The 17,562-nt window shown below is 72.3% G+C and carries 6 protein-coding genes; all 6 read left to right on the top strand.

Annotation, left to right across the window (positions count from 1 at the left end; all coding sequences use genetic code 11):
• Nucleotides 1–147: 147 nt before the first annotated feature.
• The 6 genes from Drose_RS15110 to Drose_RS15135 are packed head-to-tail and all read left to right on the top strand — an operon-like array spanning nucleotide 148 to nucleotide 17,541.
• Entirely contained in the window at nucleotides 148–3,324 is a 3,177-nt protein-coding gene (locus Drose_RS15110; protein WP_260728833.1) for a non-ribosomal peptide synthetase, read from the top strand.
• Entirely contained in the window at nucleotides 3,321–8,720 is a 5,400-nt protein-coding gene (locus Drose_RS15115) for a type I polyketide synthase (protein WP_260728834.1), read from the top strand. The genes Drose_RS15110 and Drose_RS15115 overlap by 4 nt, the downstream gene beginning before the upstream one ends.
• Nucleotide 8,721: 1 nt before the next feature.
• Nucleotides 8,722–11,064 (top strand): lantibiotic dehydratase family protein, encoded by a 2,343-nt coding sequence (locus Drose_RS15120; protein ID WP_260728835.1) that lies wholly within the window; start codon nucleotides 8,722–8,724, stop codon nucleotides 11,062–11,064.
• On the top strand, nucleotides 11,061–14,204 hold the full coding sequence (locus Drose_RS15125; protein WP_260728836.1) for a non-ribosomal peptide synthetase: 3,144 nt from the start codon (nucleotides 11,061–11,063) through the stop codon (nucleotides 14,202–14,204). Before Drose_RS15120 ends, Drose_RS15125 begins: the two co-directional genes overlap by 4 nt.
• Nucleotides 14,201–14,959, top strand: a complete 759-nt coding sequence (locus Drose_RS15130) for a thioesterase II family protein (protein WP_260728837.1) — start codon at nucleotides 14,201–14,203, stop codon at nucleotides 14,957–14,959. The genes Drose_RS15125 and Drose_RS15130 overlap by 4 nt, the downstream gene beginning before the upstream one ends.
• Nucleotides 14,956–17,541 carry a lantibiotic dehydratase family protein gene (locus Drose_RS15135; protein ID WP_260728838.1) on the top strand — a complete coding sequence of 862 codons (2,586 nt, stop codon included), beginning with the start codon at nucleotides 14,956–14,958 and terminating at the stop codon, nucleotides 17,539–17,541. Before Drose_RS15130 ends, Drose_RS15135 begins: the two co-directional genes overlap by 4 nt.
• Nucleotides 17,542–17,562: the final 21 nt, after the last annotated feature.

The raw sequence follows: 17,562 nt of genomic DNA on the forward strand, positions 1-17,562 counted from the left end.
CCTTGATCCGGCGACGGTCGCAACCGGCGACCGCGCGCACTGGACCGTCACAACTTCATGGGACGTGTCCGGATGTCGATGGTGACCGAGCATCGCACAGAGCGGCTGCACGGCACCGGACCGGTTGTACCGACAGGAGACGATGCGATGGATGGCGACGCCACAGCGGGTCTGGTGTCCGTCCGGCCGCTCAATGCACAGGAAGAGGCGCTCTGGATGCTCCAGGCCCTGGTGCCGGATCGCGGTGTGTCCAACGTCGGTGTCGCGGTCTGCATACCGAAGCGGCTGGAACCGCGGCCGCTGGAGGCCGCGCTGGCCTGGCTCGTGGCGCGCCACGAGGCGTTGCGCGGCGGCTTCGGCGTGCGGGCCGGCCGGCCACACCGCGTCGTCCGGCCGGCGGCGGACGTGGCGGTCACCGTGGAGCTGTTCGCCACGACGACGGACGAACTCGCCGGTGACATGCGCCGGTACGCCGGGGTGCCGTTCGACCTGGCCGGCGGTGCGCCGGTGCGGCTGGGCCTGTACGACGTGGCCGACGGTTCGTCCGTGATCTGCCTGGTCGCGCACCACATCGTGGTGGACCACACCGGCCTGCAGTTGCTGCTGCGAGAGTTGACCAGCGCGTACAAGGCGTTCGCGTCCGGCACCGCGCCGGCCGCGCTACCGGTAGGGCACGCCGCCATCGTCCCGCCGCCCGAAGCGTCGCTGCGCTACTGGCGGCAGCAGGTCCACGATGTCGACCCGCGCATGATGCTGCTGCACGGCAGCCGAACGTCCGGGCCGGAGCCGGCCTTCTCCGGCGGCTACCTCTGGCGGCGGGTGCCGGCGGCCACCGCGGCGGCCGTGGCGCAGCTTCGCCGGCGCCTGCGAGTGACCCCGAACATCATCTATCTGAGCGCGTACTACCTGCTGCTGTTGCGGCACGGCTCGGCGACCGACCTGGTCGCCGGGGTGATGCTCGACGCGCGCCGGACCGCCGGCCCGGCAGACCCCTCGGCGTCAGGTCTCGGATACCGGGTCGACACGGTGCCGTTGCGGGTCCGCGTCGACCCGGCAGCCGGCTTCGCCCAGTTGACCCATGCGGTGCGCGACCGGCTCATCGACGCGCTGGCCCACCCGGGCGTGTCGTACGAGATGCTCGCCGACGGCTGGAGCCAGGCCGCCACGGAGGCGGACTGGTGGCGTTCCCGCCTCTTCCGTCACGTGTTCAACTTCCGCGGCCGGGCGCTGGCCTTCTCCGGCGAGCGGCTGGCCGAGGAGCCGATGCGGGCACTGCACGTGGACACCGGGCTGGCGCGCTTCGACCTGGAGCTGACCGTCGAGGCGGATCCGGTGGGACCACTGTGCCATCTCGTGTACAGCACCGAGGTTCACGACCACCGACAGGCCGAGGACCTCCTGGAGCGGTACCTGACGCTGCTGCGTGCGGTGGCCGCCGAACCCGATGTGCCAGTGTCGCACGTGGACATCAGGTCCGACGCCGACCGGGCGGTGGTGGCGGCTGCGAACCGCACCGAACGGGCCTGGCCCGCAGCGGCCGGCGTATCCGCCGGCGTATTCGAGCGGCTACGAGGACAGATCGCTCGGACGCCCGCCGCCGTCGCCGTCACCGCCGCCGCCGGCGCCGTCAGCTACGCCGAGCTGGGCAGCGCGGCGGCTGCCGTCCGGGACCTTCTCGTCGATGCTGGCGTCGGGCCGGGCGACATCGTCGCGGTGGCCGGACCGCGCGGTGCGCGCACGGCGGCGGCGCTGCTGGGCGTGTGGGCGGCCGGCGCCGCGTACCTGCCGCTGGACCCGTCCCAGCCGGCAGCCCGGCTCGTGGCCGAACTCGACGACAGCCGGTGCCGCGTGATACTCGACGGCCAGGAGCTCCCCCTGCCGTGCCGCGCCGGTCGCACGCTACTGGCGTCGGTGGATCCGGCGGTCGTCCCGGCGAATCCCGAGGCGCTCGCCGACACGGCCGCACCGGGGGCGGACACGGTGGCGTATCTCATCTACACCTCGGGTTCGACCGGCCGGCCGAAGGGTGTCCGCCTCACCCACGCGAACCTGGACAACGTCGTGCGGCACTTCGCGGACCTGCTACCGGTCGGCGCGGAGGATGCCATGGTGTGGCTGACCACCATGGCTTTCGACATCTCGGCGCTCGAGCTGTGGCTGCCGTTGACATGCGGCTCGCGGGTGGTGGTCGTGCCGGATCAGGCGCGGGTCCTGCCGGAGTCGCTGTTCGAGGCGATCGACCGGGAGCGGGTCACCATCGTGCAGGCGACGCCGACCACGTGGCGGCTGGTGGCACCGCTCGCCGGTTCGCGGCTGGCGGGCCTGCGGGTGCTGTGCGGCGGTGAGCCCCTGCCGCCGTCGCTCGCGCGCCAACTCATCGCATCCGGCTGCCGGCTGTTCAACGTGTACGGACCGACGGAGACCACCATCTGGTCGACGGTCGCGGAAATCATGCCGGGACAGTCGGAGCTGACGATCGGTCGGCCGATCGCCAACACCCGGGTGCACGTTCTCGACCGGCACGACCGCGAACTGCCCGTCGGCGTGCCCGGCGAGCTCGCCATCGCCGGCGCCGGTGTGGCGGTCGGCTACCTCAACCTTCCGGAGCAGACCGCAGCGTCGTTCCCTGAGCTCGACGGTCTCGGCCGCGTCTACCGGACCGGCGATGTGGCCCGGTGGCGCCATGACGGTCAGCTAGAACTGCTCGGTCGTGCCGACCGCCAGGTGAAGCTGAACGGCCACCGGGTCGAGTTGACCGAGATCGAAGCGGTGCTGCAGGAGCATTCCGGCGTACGCATCGGGGCCGCCGTCCTCTGCCGGCCGGGCGAGGGCGACGCCGTTCTCGCCGGCTACCTGGTACCGACCGGCGATGCCGGAGACCCGGAGGGGCTGCGGGAGCGGGTGTGGCGGCACTGTGCCGTGCGGTTGCCCCGCCATGCGGTGCCGACCCTGCTGGAGGTGGTCGAGGCGCTTCCCCTCACCATCAGCGGCAAGGTCGACTATCGGCGGCTCACCGCGCGGGCGATCGCGGCGCCGCGGACGGCGGTGGACCACGGAAGCGTCGAGGACACCGCGCGGGACCAACTCGTCGCACGGTTCCTCAACCTGTGGCGGGAGGCGCTGGGCCTCGTGGAGTTGAACCCGGATGCCCACTTCTTCCTCATCGGCGGGCATTCCCTATTGGCGATCAGTCTGCTGGAACGGGCCAGCGAGGTGTGCGGTTTCGAGATCCCGCTGTCGGCGATCTTCCGCGCCCCCACGCCGGCCGCGCTGGCCCGACTTGTGCGATCTGAGTACGCGCTGGAGAGTGAGACGGCCGAATGAGCGAACTGTTCGAACCGATTGCCGTGATCGGCATGGCCGGAAAGTTTCCGGGTGCCCGAGACATTCAGGAGTATTGGCACAACCTCAGCCATGGCGTCGAGTCGGTCACGTTCCCCTCGGACGAGCAGTTGCTGGCTCGTGGTGTCACGCCGGAGGAGCTCGCCGACCCCGCGTATGTCAAGGCGGTGGCCCTGCCGCCCGATGTGGACATGTTCGACGCGGAGTTCTTCGGGCTGACGCCGCGCGATGCGGAGATCTGCGACCCGCAGCTACGCGTGTTCCTCGAGGTTGTCCACGCCACCATCGAAGACGCCGGATATGACACGTCGCGTGTCGGTGACGGGATCGGTGTGTTCGGCGCGACGGGTCCGAGCCGGTACGGCGACCTGTACGTGATGAACAGCGACCGGTACCCGAAAGAACCGTTGAACCTGTGGACCCTCAACAACGTCGACTACCTGTCGACCCTCGCCTCGTACAAGCTGAACCTCCGTGGCCCCAGTTTCACCATGGCTACCGCGTGCTCCAGTTCGCTCGTCGCGCTGCACCTCGCCTGCCAGTCGCTGCGGGTGGGTGAGTGCGACGCGGCGATCACGGGCGGGTCGGCGGTGAACCTGCCGTACGGTCACGGGCATCACTGGGCTCCGGGTGGTGTGCGATCACCCGATGGGCACTGCCGCCCCTTCGACGTCAGCGGAGGGGGCACGATATTCGGCAACGGAGCCGCGGCGGTCATGCTCAAGCGGTTGTCGGACGCGGTGGCCGATGGGGACCACGTCCGGGCCGTCATCCGTGGTACCGCGATCAACAACGACGGGGCGGACAAGGTCAGTTTCAGCGCGCCGAGCGTGACCGGCCAGGCGGCGGCCATCATGGAGGCGATGGTCGTCGCGGGCGTCAGCCCCCTGGACATCTCCTATGTGGAGGCCCACGCCACGGGCACCGCGCTCGGAGACCCGGTCGAGGTGGCGGCGCTGACCACGGCCTACCGCAACATCGGCCCTGAGCTACCCCCGCCCGGCAGCATCGGGCTGGGGTCGGTCAAGTCGAACATCGGCCACCTCGTGTGGGCGGCGGGTGTGGCGAGTCTCATCAAGGTCGTGCTGTCGCTGGAGAACGAGCAGCTTCCCGCCAGCCTCCACTTCTCCGCGCCCAACCCGAAGCTCGGTCTCGAACAGACGCCGTTCTACGTCAACCATTCGCGCAGCCCTTGGCCTCGTCGGGCGGACCGGCCGAGGCTGGCCGGGATCAGCTCGCTGGGCATCGGTGGTACGAACGCTCACGTCGTCGTGGCCGAGGCGCCCCAGCGCGCGGCCGGCGCCCCGAGCGGCCGCCCACGGATCGTCGTCTGGTCGGGGCGGGATGCCGCGGCGACCGCGGCCAACCGTGGCAAGCTGGCGGAGTACTTCGCCGGCCCGGGCGAGGAGACGTTCGGCGACGCGGTGGCCACGCTCCAGCAGGGCCGCCGGGGCCACCGGGTCCGCGAGGCCGCCGTCTGCGCGACCGCGGCCGAAGCGGCCGACGCCCTGCGCCGGAAGGCGCTGATCACGGCGTCCGGCGGCCCGGCGGACCAGCCGAGGGGGCTGGTATTCCAGTTCCCCGGCCAGGGCGCGCAGCATCGCCGCATGGCGGCCGGTCTGTACGGCGCCGTGCCGGTGTTCACCGAGACCGTGGACCTGTGCCTGGAGCTGTTCGAGCGGCAGGGCATCCAGCTCTACGACCGGTGGCTTGCCGAGGACGGCGACGAGATCCTGAGGCAGACACGGTACGCCCAGCCGTTGCTGTTCCTGGTCGAGTACGCGTTGGCCGAGACCTGGTCGTCATGGGGCGTACGGCCGGACGCTGTACTCGGCCACAGCATCGGTGAACTCGTCGCGGCGACCGTCGCGGGCGTGTTCGACATCGCGGACGCGGCCCGCCTGGTCGCGGTGCGCGCTGAGTCGATGCAGGCCATGCCCGCGGGTGGAATGCTGGCCGTGGCCATGACCGAGGAGGACGTCCGTGCGCTGCTGCCGGCGTCGCTCGCGGTGTCCGCGGTCAACCCCGGAGGGCAGACCGTGATCGGCGGCCCGCTCCGGGAGCTGTCCGCGCTTGCCGACCGGCTTCGCTCGACGAAGGTCAGCACGCGGATGCTGCGCACCTCCCACGCCTTCCACACGGGCTCGATGCGGGAGGCGGTCGACCGCTTCGCCGAAGCGTTTGCCGGCGTCCGGCCGCGACCGTCGCGGTTGCCGCTGTACTCGGCGGCGACCGGGGCACGGCTGACCGACGCCGAAGCGGTCGACCCGGCGTTCTGGGCCGGACAGCTCGTGAAGCCCGTCCGGTATGCGGCCGCTGTCGACGCGGCCGTCGCGGACATCGGCGGTGTTCTGCTGGAGGTCGGGCCCGGCCGTGGCCTCACCAGGCTTGTCGGCCGGCACGCCGGGGTCCGTGCGCGGTTGGTCCCGGTCGCCAGCCTCGGCCCGCCGGACCAAGGTCCGGCGGCGCCCCGCGACGACGAACGGGACCTCCTCACGGCGGTGGCCCGCCTCTGGGTGGAAGGCGTACCGGTCGACTGGGTGCAGCTCAACCGCGGTGAGCCGGTGCAGCGCGTCCCCGTTCCCGGCTACCAATTCCAGCGCAAGCGCTACTGGGTGGAGCCGGTTCGGGGCCAGGCCGCGCCGCGTAGTGCCCAGCAAGCTGCACAACCCGACCGCGTCCCGGGCCACCCGCCGGTCTCCACCTCGCCCGGTCCCGATGGCATGGAGGCTTCCGCCTCCAGCGGCCCGTCGTACACCACGACCACGTGGGTGGAACAGCCGCGCGCGCGGCTGACCGAGCCGCAGAGCCACGGCCGGTGTGCCCTGGCCCTCGTACCCGCCCGGCACGACGACGCCGGTCCGCCGGTGGTCGCCGCCCTGCAGCAGGCCGGGTACGAGGTGATCCGAGTGCGGCCGGGCAGCTCGTTCATGTTCGCCGGCGACGAGTGCGTTGTCCGTCCGGCCGCGGAAGCGGACCACGGGCTGCTCGTCGACGCGTTGGCCGGGCAGGGCCGGCGGCCCGACCTGGTGGTCCACGCCTGGTCGATCCCGGCGTGGGTGCCGGCGACCGCCCAGTCCGCCGACGCGCAGCTCGATCTGGCCTTCTTCAGCCTCCTCGCGCTCGTCCAGCGGCTCGGGCGCAAGCCCGGCGCCCAACCCCGAGTCATGGTGCTGACCACCCGTTCGCTGGACATCTCCGGGAACGAGGCGACCGATCCGGTCAAGGCTGCTCTCCACGGCGTCGTACGCACCCTCGCCCTCGAAGCCCCGGCGATGACGCCCCGGGTCGTGGACGTCGGTCCCCGGGTCGGTGAGGACGAGCTGATCGAGGAACTGCTGATGCCGGACGGCCCGCCGGTCGTGGCGCTGCGCGGAACCCGCCGCTGGGTTCCCGTCGAGCGACCCTGTGCCGTGGACGGCGCCGGCACCACGCTGCGGCGGGAGGGCGTGTACCTCATCACCGGTGGGCTCGGCGGCCTCGGCCTTGCTGTCGCCAAGGGTCTGGCCGCCACCGGCAAGCGTCCCCGGCTCGCACTGCTGGGCCGGAACGGGCCGACCCCAGCCGCTGCGGAGGCGATCAGCGAGCTGGAGGAGCTTGGCGCGCAGGTGCGGGTGGTCACCGCGGACGTGACCGACGCGCGGGCCGTGCGCCGGGCGCTGGACATCGTTCAGGCCCACTTCGGGCCGGTCGACGGAGTCCTCCACCTCGCCGGCGTCCCGGGCGACGGGATGCTGCACCTGCGGCGCCCGGCCGACGCGTCCAACGTCCTGCGACCGAAGGTACACGGCACGCTCGTCCTGGCCGAGTCGCTTCGGTGTGCCCGGCCCCTGGACTTCTTCGTCTCGTTCTCCAGCCTCGCGGCACTTCACGGGCTGGTCGGCAGCGCGGACTACGCGGCCGGCAACGCCTTCCTCGACGCGTGGGCGGCGTGCGGCGACGAGGTCGCCAGTCGCCACCTGAGCATCAACTGGCCGGCCTGGACCGAGGTCGGCATGGCGGCCGGAAACACCGTGCCCACCCCCGCCGCACGCCGGCCGGCGACCGGACCGGCTGCCGACCCGCCGCCCGACGAGCGGGTGGACGAGCGGATCCTGAGCGCCGACGGGTGCTGGGCCCTCGACGAGCACCGCTTCGGCGGCCAGGCGGTCCTGCCTGGTACCGGCCACCTCGACCTCGTCGTCGGTGTCTTCCGCCAGTTCGAGCCTGACGCCGCGGGCAAGGCGATCGTGCTGGAAGAGGCGGTGTTCGAGAAACCGCTGACCGGCGACGTGGCTCGCGAGGTGCGGATCGGCTTCACCACCGACGGCGAGCGCCAACGCTTCCAGGTCACCTCCCGTCCGCACGGGTCGGGTGAGCCTTGGCAGCGGCACGTCAGCGGCTACATCGGGATCGCGGAGCGGGAGCAGCGCAAGTTGCCGGTCGACGAGTACCGCCGGCGCCTCCCTCCGCAGCCGACCCCGTCGTTCGTACCCACGCCCTCCACCTTCCTGGCGCTCGGGCCGCGCTGGCAGGGCACCAGCGGAATGTGGGCGGAGAACGGCACCAAGCTGCTGCACATCCGGCTCCCCGAGCCGTTCGCCGGCGACCTTCCCGACCACCCGCTGCACCCGGCGATCATGGATTTGGCCACTGCCCTGATCCGGGACCGCGACCGGGACGCGCCGCACCTGCCATTCCTGTACCGGCGGCTCGTGCTGCACAACGATCTGCCCGCGGAGGTGCTGAGCTACATCCGCCGGCGTCCGGACACGGAAGGCGTGATCGTGGGTGACATCGACGTGCTCGCGCCCGACGGGACGGTCCTGGTCGAGATCGAGGGCTTCACCATGCGGGTGCTGCGCGACCTGTCGGTGGTGGCCGGGGAGGCCGCGGCCGGCTTCGCCGACCTGGTACCGCCGGCGGAAGCGCGCCCGGTCGCGTCCGACGGGGCCACCGGGAACGCCGATGACCTGGATCCCCGGGCCGGGGTGCGGGCGTTCATGGCGCTGCTCGCCGGGCGGACGCCGGAGCAGGTGGCGGTGCGGCGGTCGCCGGGGCCGGTTCCCGCCGTCGCGCCCGCCGTCCCGCCGGAGCACAACCGCGAACCGTCGAGGCCGCCGGCGGCGCCGGCCGCCGAACGGCCACCGGCCGGTGCGGCCGCGCCGGTCAGTTCCGTCGAGGACCGGCTGCGGGCGATCTGGCGGGAGGCCATCGGCATCGACGACATCGGCCGATCCGCCGACTTCTTCGACATCGGTGGAGACTCCCTCACCGCCGTACAGCTCATGGGCCGGGTACGGGAACAGTTCGGCGTCGAACTCAGCATCGGCATCCTGTTCGACCACCCGACCCTGGGCGGCTTGACCGACGTCATCACCGAGCAGTTGGTCCGCTGAGGTGACGGCCATCGTCGATGGGCCGGCCGGTGTGCCGCTGACCGGCCCGGCCCATCTGCTGGTCCTGGCGGACGGCTGGTCGGTGTGGCGCACGGCCGCGGTGCGCGGCGCCGGCCTGCCCTTCGACCTGGTGGACACGCTGGCGCTGCGACACCTGGGGGGCGGACCGGCGGGCACCGCGCAGGACCGCGCGGTCCGTGACGCCTCGATCGCGGCAGTCGACGACGCGCTGCGCAGGGACGACTTCCTGACCGCACTCACCTGGCAGAACCCGCAGCTCGTCCAGAACTGGGTGGCCCCCTACCGGCGGGAGCTGGACGCCGGACGGCGACCCGCGCTGCGCCGCCGGCACCGCCGGGACGTGCTCATCGCCCGGTACCTGCAGCGGTACTGCGCGAAGAACGAGACTGTGGGCTTCTTCGGCGGTGTCGGGTGGGCCGCGCTCACCGACCGGTCCAGCGCCCGGTGGTGGCGCGGCACCGGGACGATCCGGCGCAGCAGCGTGCATTTCGAGGTCTGGGCGATCGACGCGGTGGCCGAGGCGTGGCGGCAGGACCCCCTCCTCCTGCCGCACCTGCCCGTGCGGCTGGACCCGGCGAGCAGTCTGGACGGCGGTGTCCTGCGCCGCCCGCGTCGCCGGCCGTGGCGGCTGGACGAAACCACCGCCGCGATCCTCGCCGCCGTCGACGGGCACCGGCGCGTCGGCGAGATCGCGGCCGTCCTCGACCGGCACGGCGCCCCGGAAACCGTCGTCGCGACGCTCGTCGAACTCCATGACCGGGCAGTGGTCCGGATCGGGTTCCCGGTACCCTGCGACGAACGCCCGGAAGCCGGGCTGTGCCGTCGGATCGAAGCGCTGCCGCCGGCTGCGCCATCGGCTCGGCCGCGGGCCGACTTGGGCGCGCTGGGCCTGGCCAGGGACGAGGCGCGCGCGGCGGCGACGCCGACCGAGCTGCTTTTCGCTCTCGACCGGGTCGCGAACGTGCTGGCGCGGGTGACCGGCGGGCGCGCCACCGCGCCGGTGGCCGCCGCCGGAGGGCTGCCGACCGGCCGTACCCCGCTGTATCTGGACTGCCGGCGCGACCTGGACGTGGAACTCGGCCCGGACAAGCTGGACCGGCTGCGGCTGCCGTTCGCCCTCCTCCTGCGTTCGGCCCGCTGGCTGGTCGCCGAGGTTGCCGACCAGGTCGAACAGCGGCTACGTGCCTGCCACGCCCAGCTACGGACCGGCCGCGACGACGTACGCCTCAGCGATCTGCAGTTCCTCGCCGCCGACGTGCTGACCGGTAGCACCGGTCGGCTCGACGACGTCCAGGCCGACTTCCAGGCGCGTTGGGCGGCTGCCTTACCACCCGACGCCGCCGGTCCCGTGTGCTTGAGCGCCGGGCGGCTCGAACCGGTGTTACGGGCCTTGTTCCCAGCTCGTCCGCTGCGCTGGGCGGCCGCTCGGCACCACACCGCCGACCTGCTGCTGGCGCGTACCCGGGACGGTGCTGCGCAATGGGTGCTGGGCGAACTGCACCTGGCGCTCAATACGCTGGAGAGCCGCGTGTTCCTGACCCAGGCCGACGACCCGGACGCGCTGCGCCGGGCCACCGCGTCCGACATGCGCCGCGGCCGCGTGGTGCCGGTCTATCCCAACGACGCACGCGAGGTCAGCCCGCGGACGTACCCGCCCCTCGCGCTGGATCCACCTGGCCTGTACCGGTACTGGTCATACGGCGCGGACGCCGGGCACGCCAGCGGAGCACACAGCACGCCGGCGACCGCCGTGCGGGTCGTCGAGCGCGGCGGCGAACTCGTCGGTACCGCCCCTGCGGGCTGGGAGGCGCCGGTGCTGGAGTTCTTCGGTGAGTTTCTCAGCGCGCTGGCGGTGAACCTGTTCCGGCTGCGTGGACCGCGGCCGCACGCTCCTCGGGTCGCGATCGACGATCTGGTCGTGTGCCGAGAAACGTGGCGGTTCGACACTCGCGAACTCCCGGCGCCGGTCCCCGGCCGTCCGGGGCACAGCGCCGCGTGGCGCGCGATGCGCGGCTGGGCCGAGCGCTGCGGGCTGCCCCGCCGGGTGTTTGTGCGGACCGCCGGCGAGCCGAAGCCGTTCTACGTCGACTTCGACGCCCCGCTGCTCGTGGACAATCTGGCGCGGGCCGTGCGGCGCGGCAGCGGCGGGCCCGCCGACGTCGAGGTGACCGAGATGCTGCCGGCGCCGGAAGACTTCTGGCTGGTGGATCCGGCAGGCCAGCGGTACTCCACCGAACTGCGGGTCGTTGCCGTCGACGCCCAGGAGGTTCCTGTGGTGGTCCGGCCGGCGCGCCCACACGAACTCCCGGAGGACGATCGATGACAACGGAGCAGGTGTCGATGACTGGTCTGCCGCCAGCCGCCCGGCCGGTGCGACCGCTGACACCGGTACAGCACGGCTTCTGGGTGCTCGACCAGCTCTCCCCGCACAGCGGAGTGTCCAACCTCGACCTCACGTTCCGGACCGTCCGGCCGGTTCGGTGGTGGCCGCTGCACGTCGCGGCCAATCAGTTGCTCCGGCGGCATCCGGCGCTGCGGCTGCGTTTCCCGTCGGTGGAGGGTGCGCCGGTGTGTCACCTGACGTCGGCGGAGAACGCCTCGATAGCCGTCGACATGTTCTCCCCGCCGCCGCGAACGCTCATCGGCGAGGTCCAGGCGTACGCCCGCAAGCCGTTCGACCTGGCCTGGGACCTGCCTGTGCGGGTGGGCTGCTTCGCATCCGGCACGGGTTCGGTGGTGTGTGTGGTCGTGCACCACATCTGCAGCGACGTCATCTCTCAGCGGACCCTGCTGGAGGAGCTGTGCCAGGCCTACGACCGGGTGGCCGAACGCAACGAGCTGCCACCGGAGCTGCTGGCCGAGACGCCGATGCTCGCGGACCGGGACCCAGCACCCGAGGCCGTGCGGTACTGGCTGGACCATCTCGACGGCGTGCGACCGGATGCGATGGTCATCGCGGGCGCTCGCCGGCCGCCGCCCGCTCCGACATTCGCCGGGCGCACCTACCGGCACTGGCTGTCCCCGGCGGCACGGGGCGCGCTACGACGGCTGCGTGGTGAGCTGCGGGTCACCGAGAACATCGTCATGCTGGCCGCGTTCTACCTGACGCTGCTGCGTCACGGCGCCGGGCCGGATCTCGTCGTCGGCGTGCCGGTCCGCCGCCGGGCTCCGGCGACCGATGCCGGGGTCGGGCTGGCGATCAGCACCATGGCGCTGAGGGTGCGGGCGGACCCCCGCGCCGGCTTCCGGGCCCTGGCCCGAGCCACTCGCGATGCTTTCCTGGCCGGGGTCGAGCACGCGGATGCGTCCGTCGAGTCGGTGGTGACCCGACTGGAGCGCCGGCCCGGCGATTGGCGGGCACCGATCTTCCGGCACCTGTACAACTACCGTGCCTGGGACGTCCGGCACGTGACCGTGGGCGGCGAACCGGTGGAGTTCGTCCTGCTCGATGACCGGAGCCGTCTCGACATCGACTTCGTCGTGGTACCCGGGCCCGACGGCGTGCTGCTGCGGCTGACCTACGCGACCGAGGTCCACGACGAGCCGGCCGTCGCCGCCTTCGCCGAACGCCTGGACGTGCTGCTGCGACGGGCCGCCGAAGAGCCCGACCGGGCCGTGTGCGAGCTGGACCCGCATACGGAGGCCGACCGGCGGACCCTCGTGGCGCTCAACGCGACGGACCGGACCTGGACCGGCCGCACCAGCGTGCCGGCGATGATCGCGGCCCGGGCGGCCGCCGCACCGGACGCCGAGGCGGTGATCGACGGCGCGCGCACCATCACGTGGGCGGGCCTGTGCTCATGGAGCGCGGCGATCCGCGACCGGCTGGCCGAGCACGGAGCCGGCCCCGGTGACGTGGTGGCGCTGGCGCTCAACCGCAGCGCGGAGCTGGCGGCCGCGATGCTCGGCGTCTGGGCGGCCGGCGCCGCGTTTCTTCCACTCGACGCCCGTAATCCCGGTGAGCGCCTCGCGTTCCAACTCGACGACGCGGGCGCCGCGCTGGTGCTGACGCCGATCGACGCTGACCCACCACTCTGGACGGCCGGGCACCGGGTGGCGCCGGTGCCGCCCGCGCCGCCGGCCGCGGAGGCCAGTGCCGGAATGGTGCCCGTCGAACCGGACGACCGCGCGTATCTCTGCTACACGTCGGGCACCACCGGCCGGCCGAAGGCGGTGCAGGTCTCGCACCGCAGCCTGGCCAATCTGATCGCGTACTTCGCCGACCTGCTCGCCGGTCGCGAGCCGCCGGTGGTGCTGTGGAACACCACGCCCGCGTTCGACATCTCGATGCTCGAAGTGTTTCTGCCGCTGTGCGCCGGCGGAAGGGTGGTCGTCGCGGATGACGAGACCCAGCTCGATCCGCGGCGGCTGCTCGACGTCGTGCTGGCCAACGATGTGTCCGTCATCCAGGCCACACCCACGGCGTGGCGGCTGATCGCCTCGCACGCCGGCAAGGATCTCGCCGCGCGGACCGCGTTGTGCGGGGGCGAGCCGCTGTCCGCGGTGATGGCACGGCGGCTGCTCGACCTCGGCTGCCAGGTGTTCAACGTGTACGGGCCAACCGAGACCACGATCTGGTCTGCGGCGGAGCGGTTGCACGCGCCCGTTGCCGACCCGGTACCGGTGGGCCGGCCGATCGCCAACACCTCGGTGTTCATCATCGACCGCTACGGCTCGGAGGCTCCGCCGGGCATCGCCGGAGAGCTGTGTATCGCGGGCACCGGCGTGAGCCTCGGCTACCTCGGCCGTGACGAGCTGACCGCCGAGCGGTTCGGTGTGCACCCGCTTCGGGGACGCTATTACCGCACCGGAGACATGGCCCGTGTCCGGGCCGACGGCCGGCTCGAGATCCTTGGCCGGACCGACCGCCAGGTCAAACTGCACGGGCACCGCATCGAGCTGGCCGAGGTCGAGGCGGTGTTGTGCGAGCACGAGGAGGTCGGCGCGGCGGCGGTGATGCTGCACGGCGACCCTCAGGGCGAGGACGGCCGGCTCCTGGCATTCGTCCAGCCCGCCCGCGAACCTGCCCCACGGCTGGACGCTCGGGTCGTCGCGTACGCGCTGCGGCGGCTGCCTTCCTCCGCCGTGCCCGCACAGGTCGTGGTGGTCGACCGCCTTCCCACCACGGCAAACGGGAAGGTGGACCACGCGGCCCTGGCGTCGCGGGGTACGGGGTCTCCAGCGGGTGCGCCGATCGACCGGTCGCCCGACGTCGAGCCCGGTGACCCTGAGCTGACGGCGGCGCTGGTCACACTGTGGCGGGAGACGCTCAACCGGCCCGGCCTTCGCGCGGGGGACAGTCTGTTCCTCAACGGCGGGCACTCGGTGCTCGCGGTCCAGCTCGCGCCCAGGATCGGCGCACTGGTCGGGCGCCCGGTGCCGGTGCGGGCCGTCTTCGACCATGCAAGTCCCCGGGACATGGCGGCGTACCTGGCCGCGGTGGAGCGGGACGGTACCGGATGAGTCCGCGGTGGTTCGTTCCGCTGGCAGCGCGACCGGCCGCCGTCACGCGGCTGTTCATGTTTCCCGCCGCGGGTGGCGGCCCGGGGTCGTTCGCCGATCTGGCCGCGCGCCTTCCGGCCGAAATCGAGCCGTGGTCGGTCAACCTCCCCGGGCGGCAGGCGCGGCTGCACGAGCCGCCCTGGACCGATCTCACGGCGGTGGTGGACACGCTGGCCGACAGGCTCGCCCCGCTGTCGCGGGACCCGTTCGCCCTGTTCGGCTACTGCGGTGGGGCGCTGATGGCCTACCTGGTGGCCCGGCGGCTGCACGTCGCCGGCCGCCGGCCGGTGCGGTTGCTGGTCGGCTCCGCGGCGGCACCGGATCTGGCCATGGTGCCCCGGCGACTGCACCTGCTGGCCTCCGACCGGTTCTGGGCGCAGATTCTGGACCAGGGCGGCGTCCACCCGGAGTTGGCCGGTCAACCGGAGCTCCGGCCGGTGTTCGAGCCCGCGCTGCGGGCCGACTTCGCGCTGCTTGCCGGCTACCGGCACGCCCGGTGCGGTCCCCTGCCGTTCGGCATTTCCGTCCTGTACGGCAGCTCCGACCGGTCCCTGCATCGCGGCGCGCTGCTGGGGTGGCGCCGGCAGACCGACCGTCCGCTCGCGCTGGAGGGCGTAACCGCGACACACTGGCTGGTCGAGGACGCGGCCGACAGGTTGAGCCGCGTCATCGGTGCGCACCTGACATCCAACCCGCGGGCGGTGAGCGCGCCGTGACGCCGGATCCCGCGTCCCATCTGATCCGCCTGGCGCCCGTGGTGGCGTGGCGGCGCGGCACCGTGCCGTTCGCCGCGCTCCACGCGTTGACACCGAACCGCACGTGGGCGCTGCTGACGGAGGTTTACGAGCTGCGGCAGCAGCGGGCCGCGGTTCGCGATCGGCTGCTGGCCGTGCTACGCCGGACGGTACCGGCGGTCCCGCGAGCGCCCCGCCGCCAGCTTCTGCGGCTGGGACGGGACCTGTTCAACGACCGGGTGCCGGCCCCGGAATCGATCATGGTGGCACAGGCGCTGCTGGCCCGCCCGCACCTCGCCGAGTTGCGAAGCTGGCTGCGGGACCGAACCAGGCAGGACGAGCTGCTGGCGATGGCCCGATCGGTTGTCGGTGACGAGAGCAGGGCGGGACGGCGGGCGCTGGCCACCGTCGCCGGCATGGAGGACTTCCAGTGCGCCGCGCAACTCACCGACCGGGTAATGGGCCGGAAAGCGGCGGCGTTCGCAATCTCGGCCGGACAGTCCGGACAGACCCCGCGCGAGCTGCGCAAGGTGGAGAACACCCTGGTGAACCTGGCGTATCGCGCCGCGTTGAAGCCTTCGCCGTTCGCCGGGTTCACGACCGTCGGGCTGTGGCGCCGCGGCACCGACCAGACCGGTACCGGGCCACCGCGAAGCGCGCGGCTGACCCGCGTCAACCGGCTCCTGCTCGACTGGATCGCCGACGTGCTCGCCGAACACGGCGACATCGACGACCTGCTCGACATCCGGCTCAACAACACGGCGGTCCGCGCCGGTGGTCACCTGGAGTTCCTGACCTGCCCGCAGTACCCGCCGGACCCCCGGTCACCCGGTGACCGGTTCGCTTCGGTGTTGCTGCACGGTCCCGCCGCACGCGTCGTGGAGTTGTTGGTGGACGGGCCGCTGGCGCAGCACGACCTGCTCGGCCTCATGATCGCGGAAGGGCTCGACTCGACGGCCGCGCGGGCGGTCATCGAGCACCTGGTCGCCTGCGGCGCGTGCGAACGTAGCGTCGGCGTTCCCGACCAGGAACCCGACTACGCCGCGACGGTGGCGGAAAGGCTGGCGACCGACCCGCACGGCGCCAGCGTGCTGAGCGTGCTGGTCGAGACCGAGCGTTCGTTCCCCGCCGCCACACCGGTACAGCGGGTCGAGCTCCTCGACGCCTTCGCGGTGGCCGTGGACCGGTTGCAGCACCGGTACGGCCTGGCCGAACCGCACCGGGACGCGATGCGGACCCCCGTGTTCGAGGATGTGGGCCAACACAGCCCACCCACCAACTGGTCGGAACTCCACGTGTACGACAACGCCGGGGACTTCGCGTGGCTGCACCGGTTCCTTCCGTTGTTCGACGACGCGCTGCTCGCCTGGCTGGGGCTGTACCGGGCGTTCGTGAACCTGTTCGGCGAGGCCACCGAGTGCGCCGATCTGCTCGAGTTCTACCGGGCGTACCTGTCGCTGTCACCGGTCGAGGCCAGGCAGTTGCACTCGGGTTGGGGTGATCCGTGCGTCACCGCCGTGCACAAGCTGCGCAACCAGGTGACCCGCTGGCTGCGCCAGGAGTCGAGCAGGGAGTCGGTCACGCTCGACCCGGCCTGGCTCGACGAGATTTGCGCGACGTACCCGGCGTTCGTGCCGCCCTGGGAGTCGGCGACGCACAAGGTGCAGGTGCTCAGCCACCCCGGCGGTAGGACCGGGCTGGTGCTGAACGAGATCCGCAGCGGCTGGGGAAGCTTCTACGCTCGGGGGTGCGAACTGGCGGAGCGCGCGGGAGGTATCACGCCACCGCACCGCGAGACGCTGCGCAGACACATCGCCGAGCGGGCGCCGCGACAAGCCGACCTGGTCGCCGTCCTCGGCCAGAACTCCAATGTGCATCCCCGGGTGACACCCTTCGTCCTGGAGTATCCGGGTGCGCGTTGCCATGCGGACGACAACGCGCTGCGACTGCGGGACCTCGCCGTCCGCGCCGACCCGGTGCGTCGCCGGCTCGTGCTGATCAACCGTATCGACGGCGAGCCCATTACCCTCATGCCGCTGAACCACCTGCATCCGGCGGCGGCGCCGGACCTGTACCGCTTCCTGTACACGTTCGCGCCGACCGCCCGGTACAAGGGAGACCTCTGGGTTCCGCTCGTCGACCGGGCCGCCGGCGAGGACGGCCGGTCCCTCCGGTTGCCCAGGGTGGAGGTGGCGGACATCGTTGTGCAGCGGCGAACCTGGCTGTTGCCGATCGAGCCCGTTCGCGCGGCGCTCGCCGGTCCGCGCGACGACGTCGCCCTCCTGCTCGCCGGCCTAGAGTGGCAACGGGCGCACGCGATACCTGAACGTAGCTTCGTCCGGCTGGCCGGTCCGCCGTCCGGCGACCGGCCGGACAAGCCGCACTACGTCGACATCCGCAATCCCTTTCTCCTGCGGGCCTTGCGGAACCGGGTTCGTGCCGCCGGCCGGGCCACCCATCTGGTGCTTCAAGAGTGCCTGCCCGATGTGGACAGCTACGGACCGGGCGCGGTGACGCGCAGCGCGGAGGAGGTCGCGTTCGAGATCAACCTGTCCGTCGAGTAGCTGGACGTGGAGGCGAGCAAC

It is taken from the genome of Dactylosporangium roseum (genome assembly GCF_025264685.1).
In the GTDB taxonomy this organism is placed as follows: domain Bacteria; phylum Actinomycetota; class Actinomycetes; order Mycobacteriales; family Micromonosporaceae; genus Dactylosporangium; species Dactylosporangium roseum.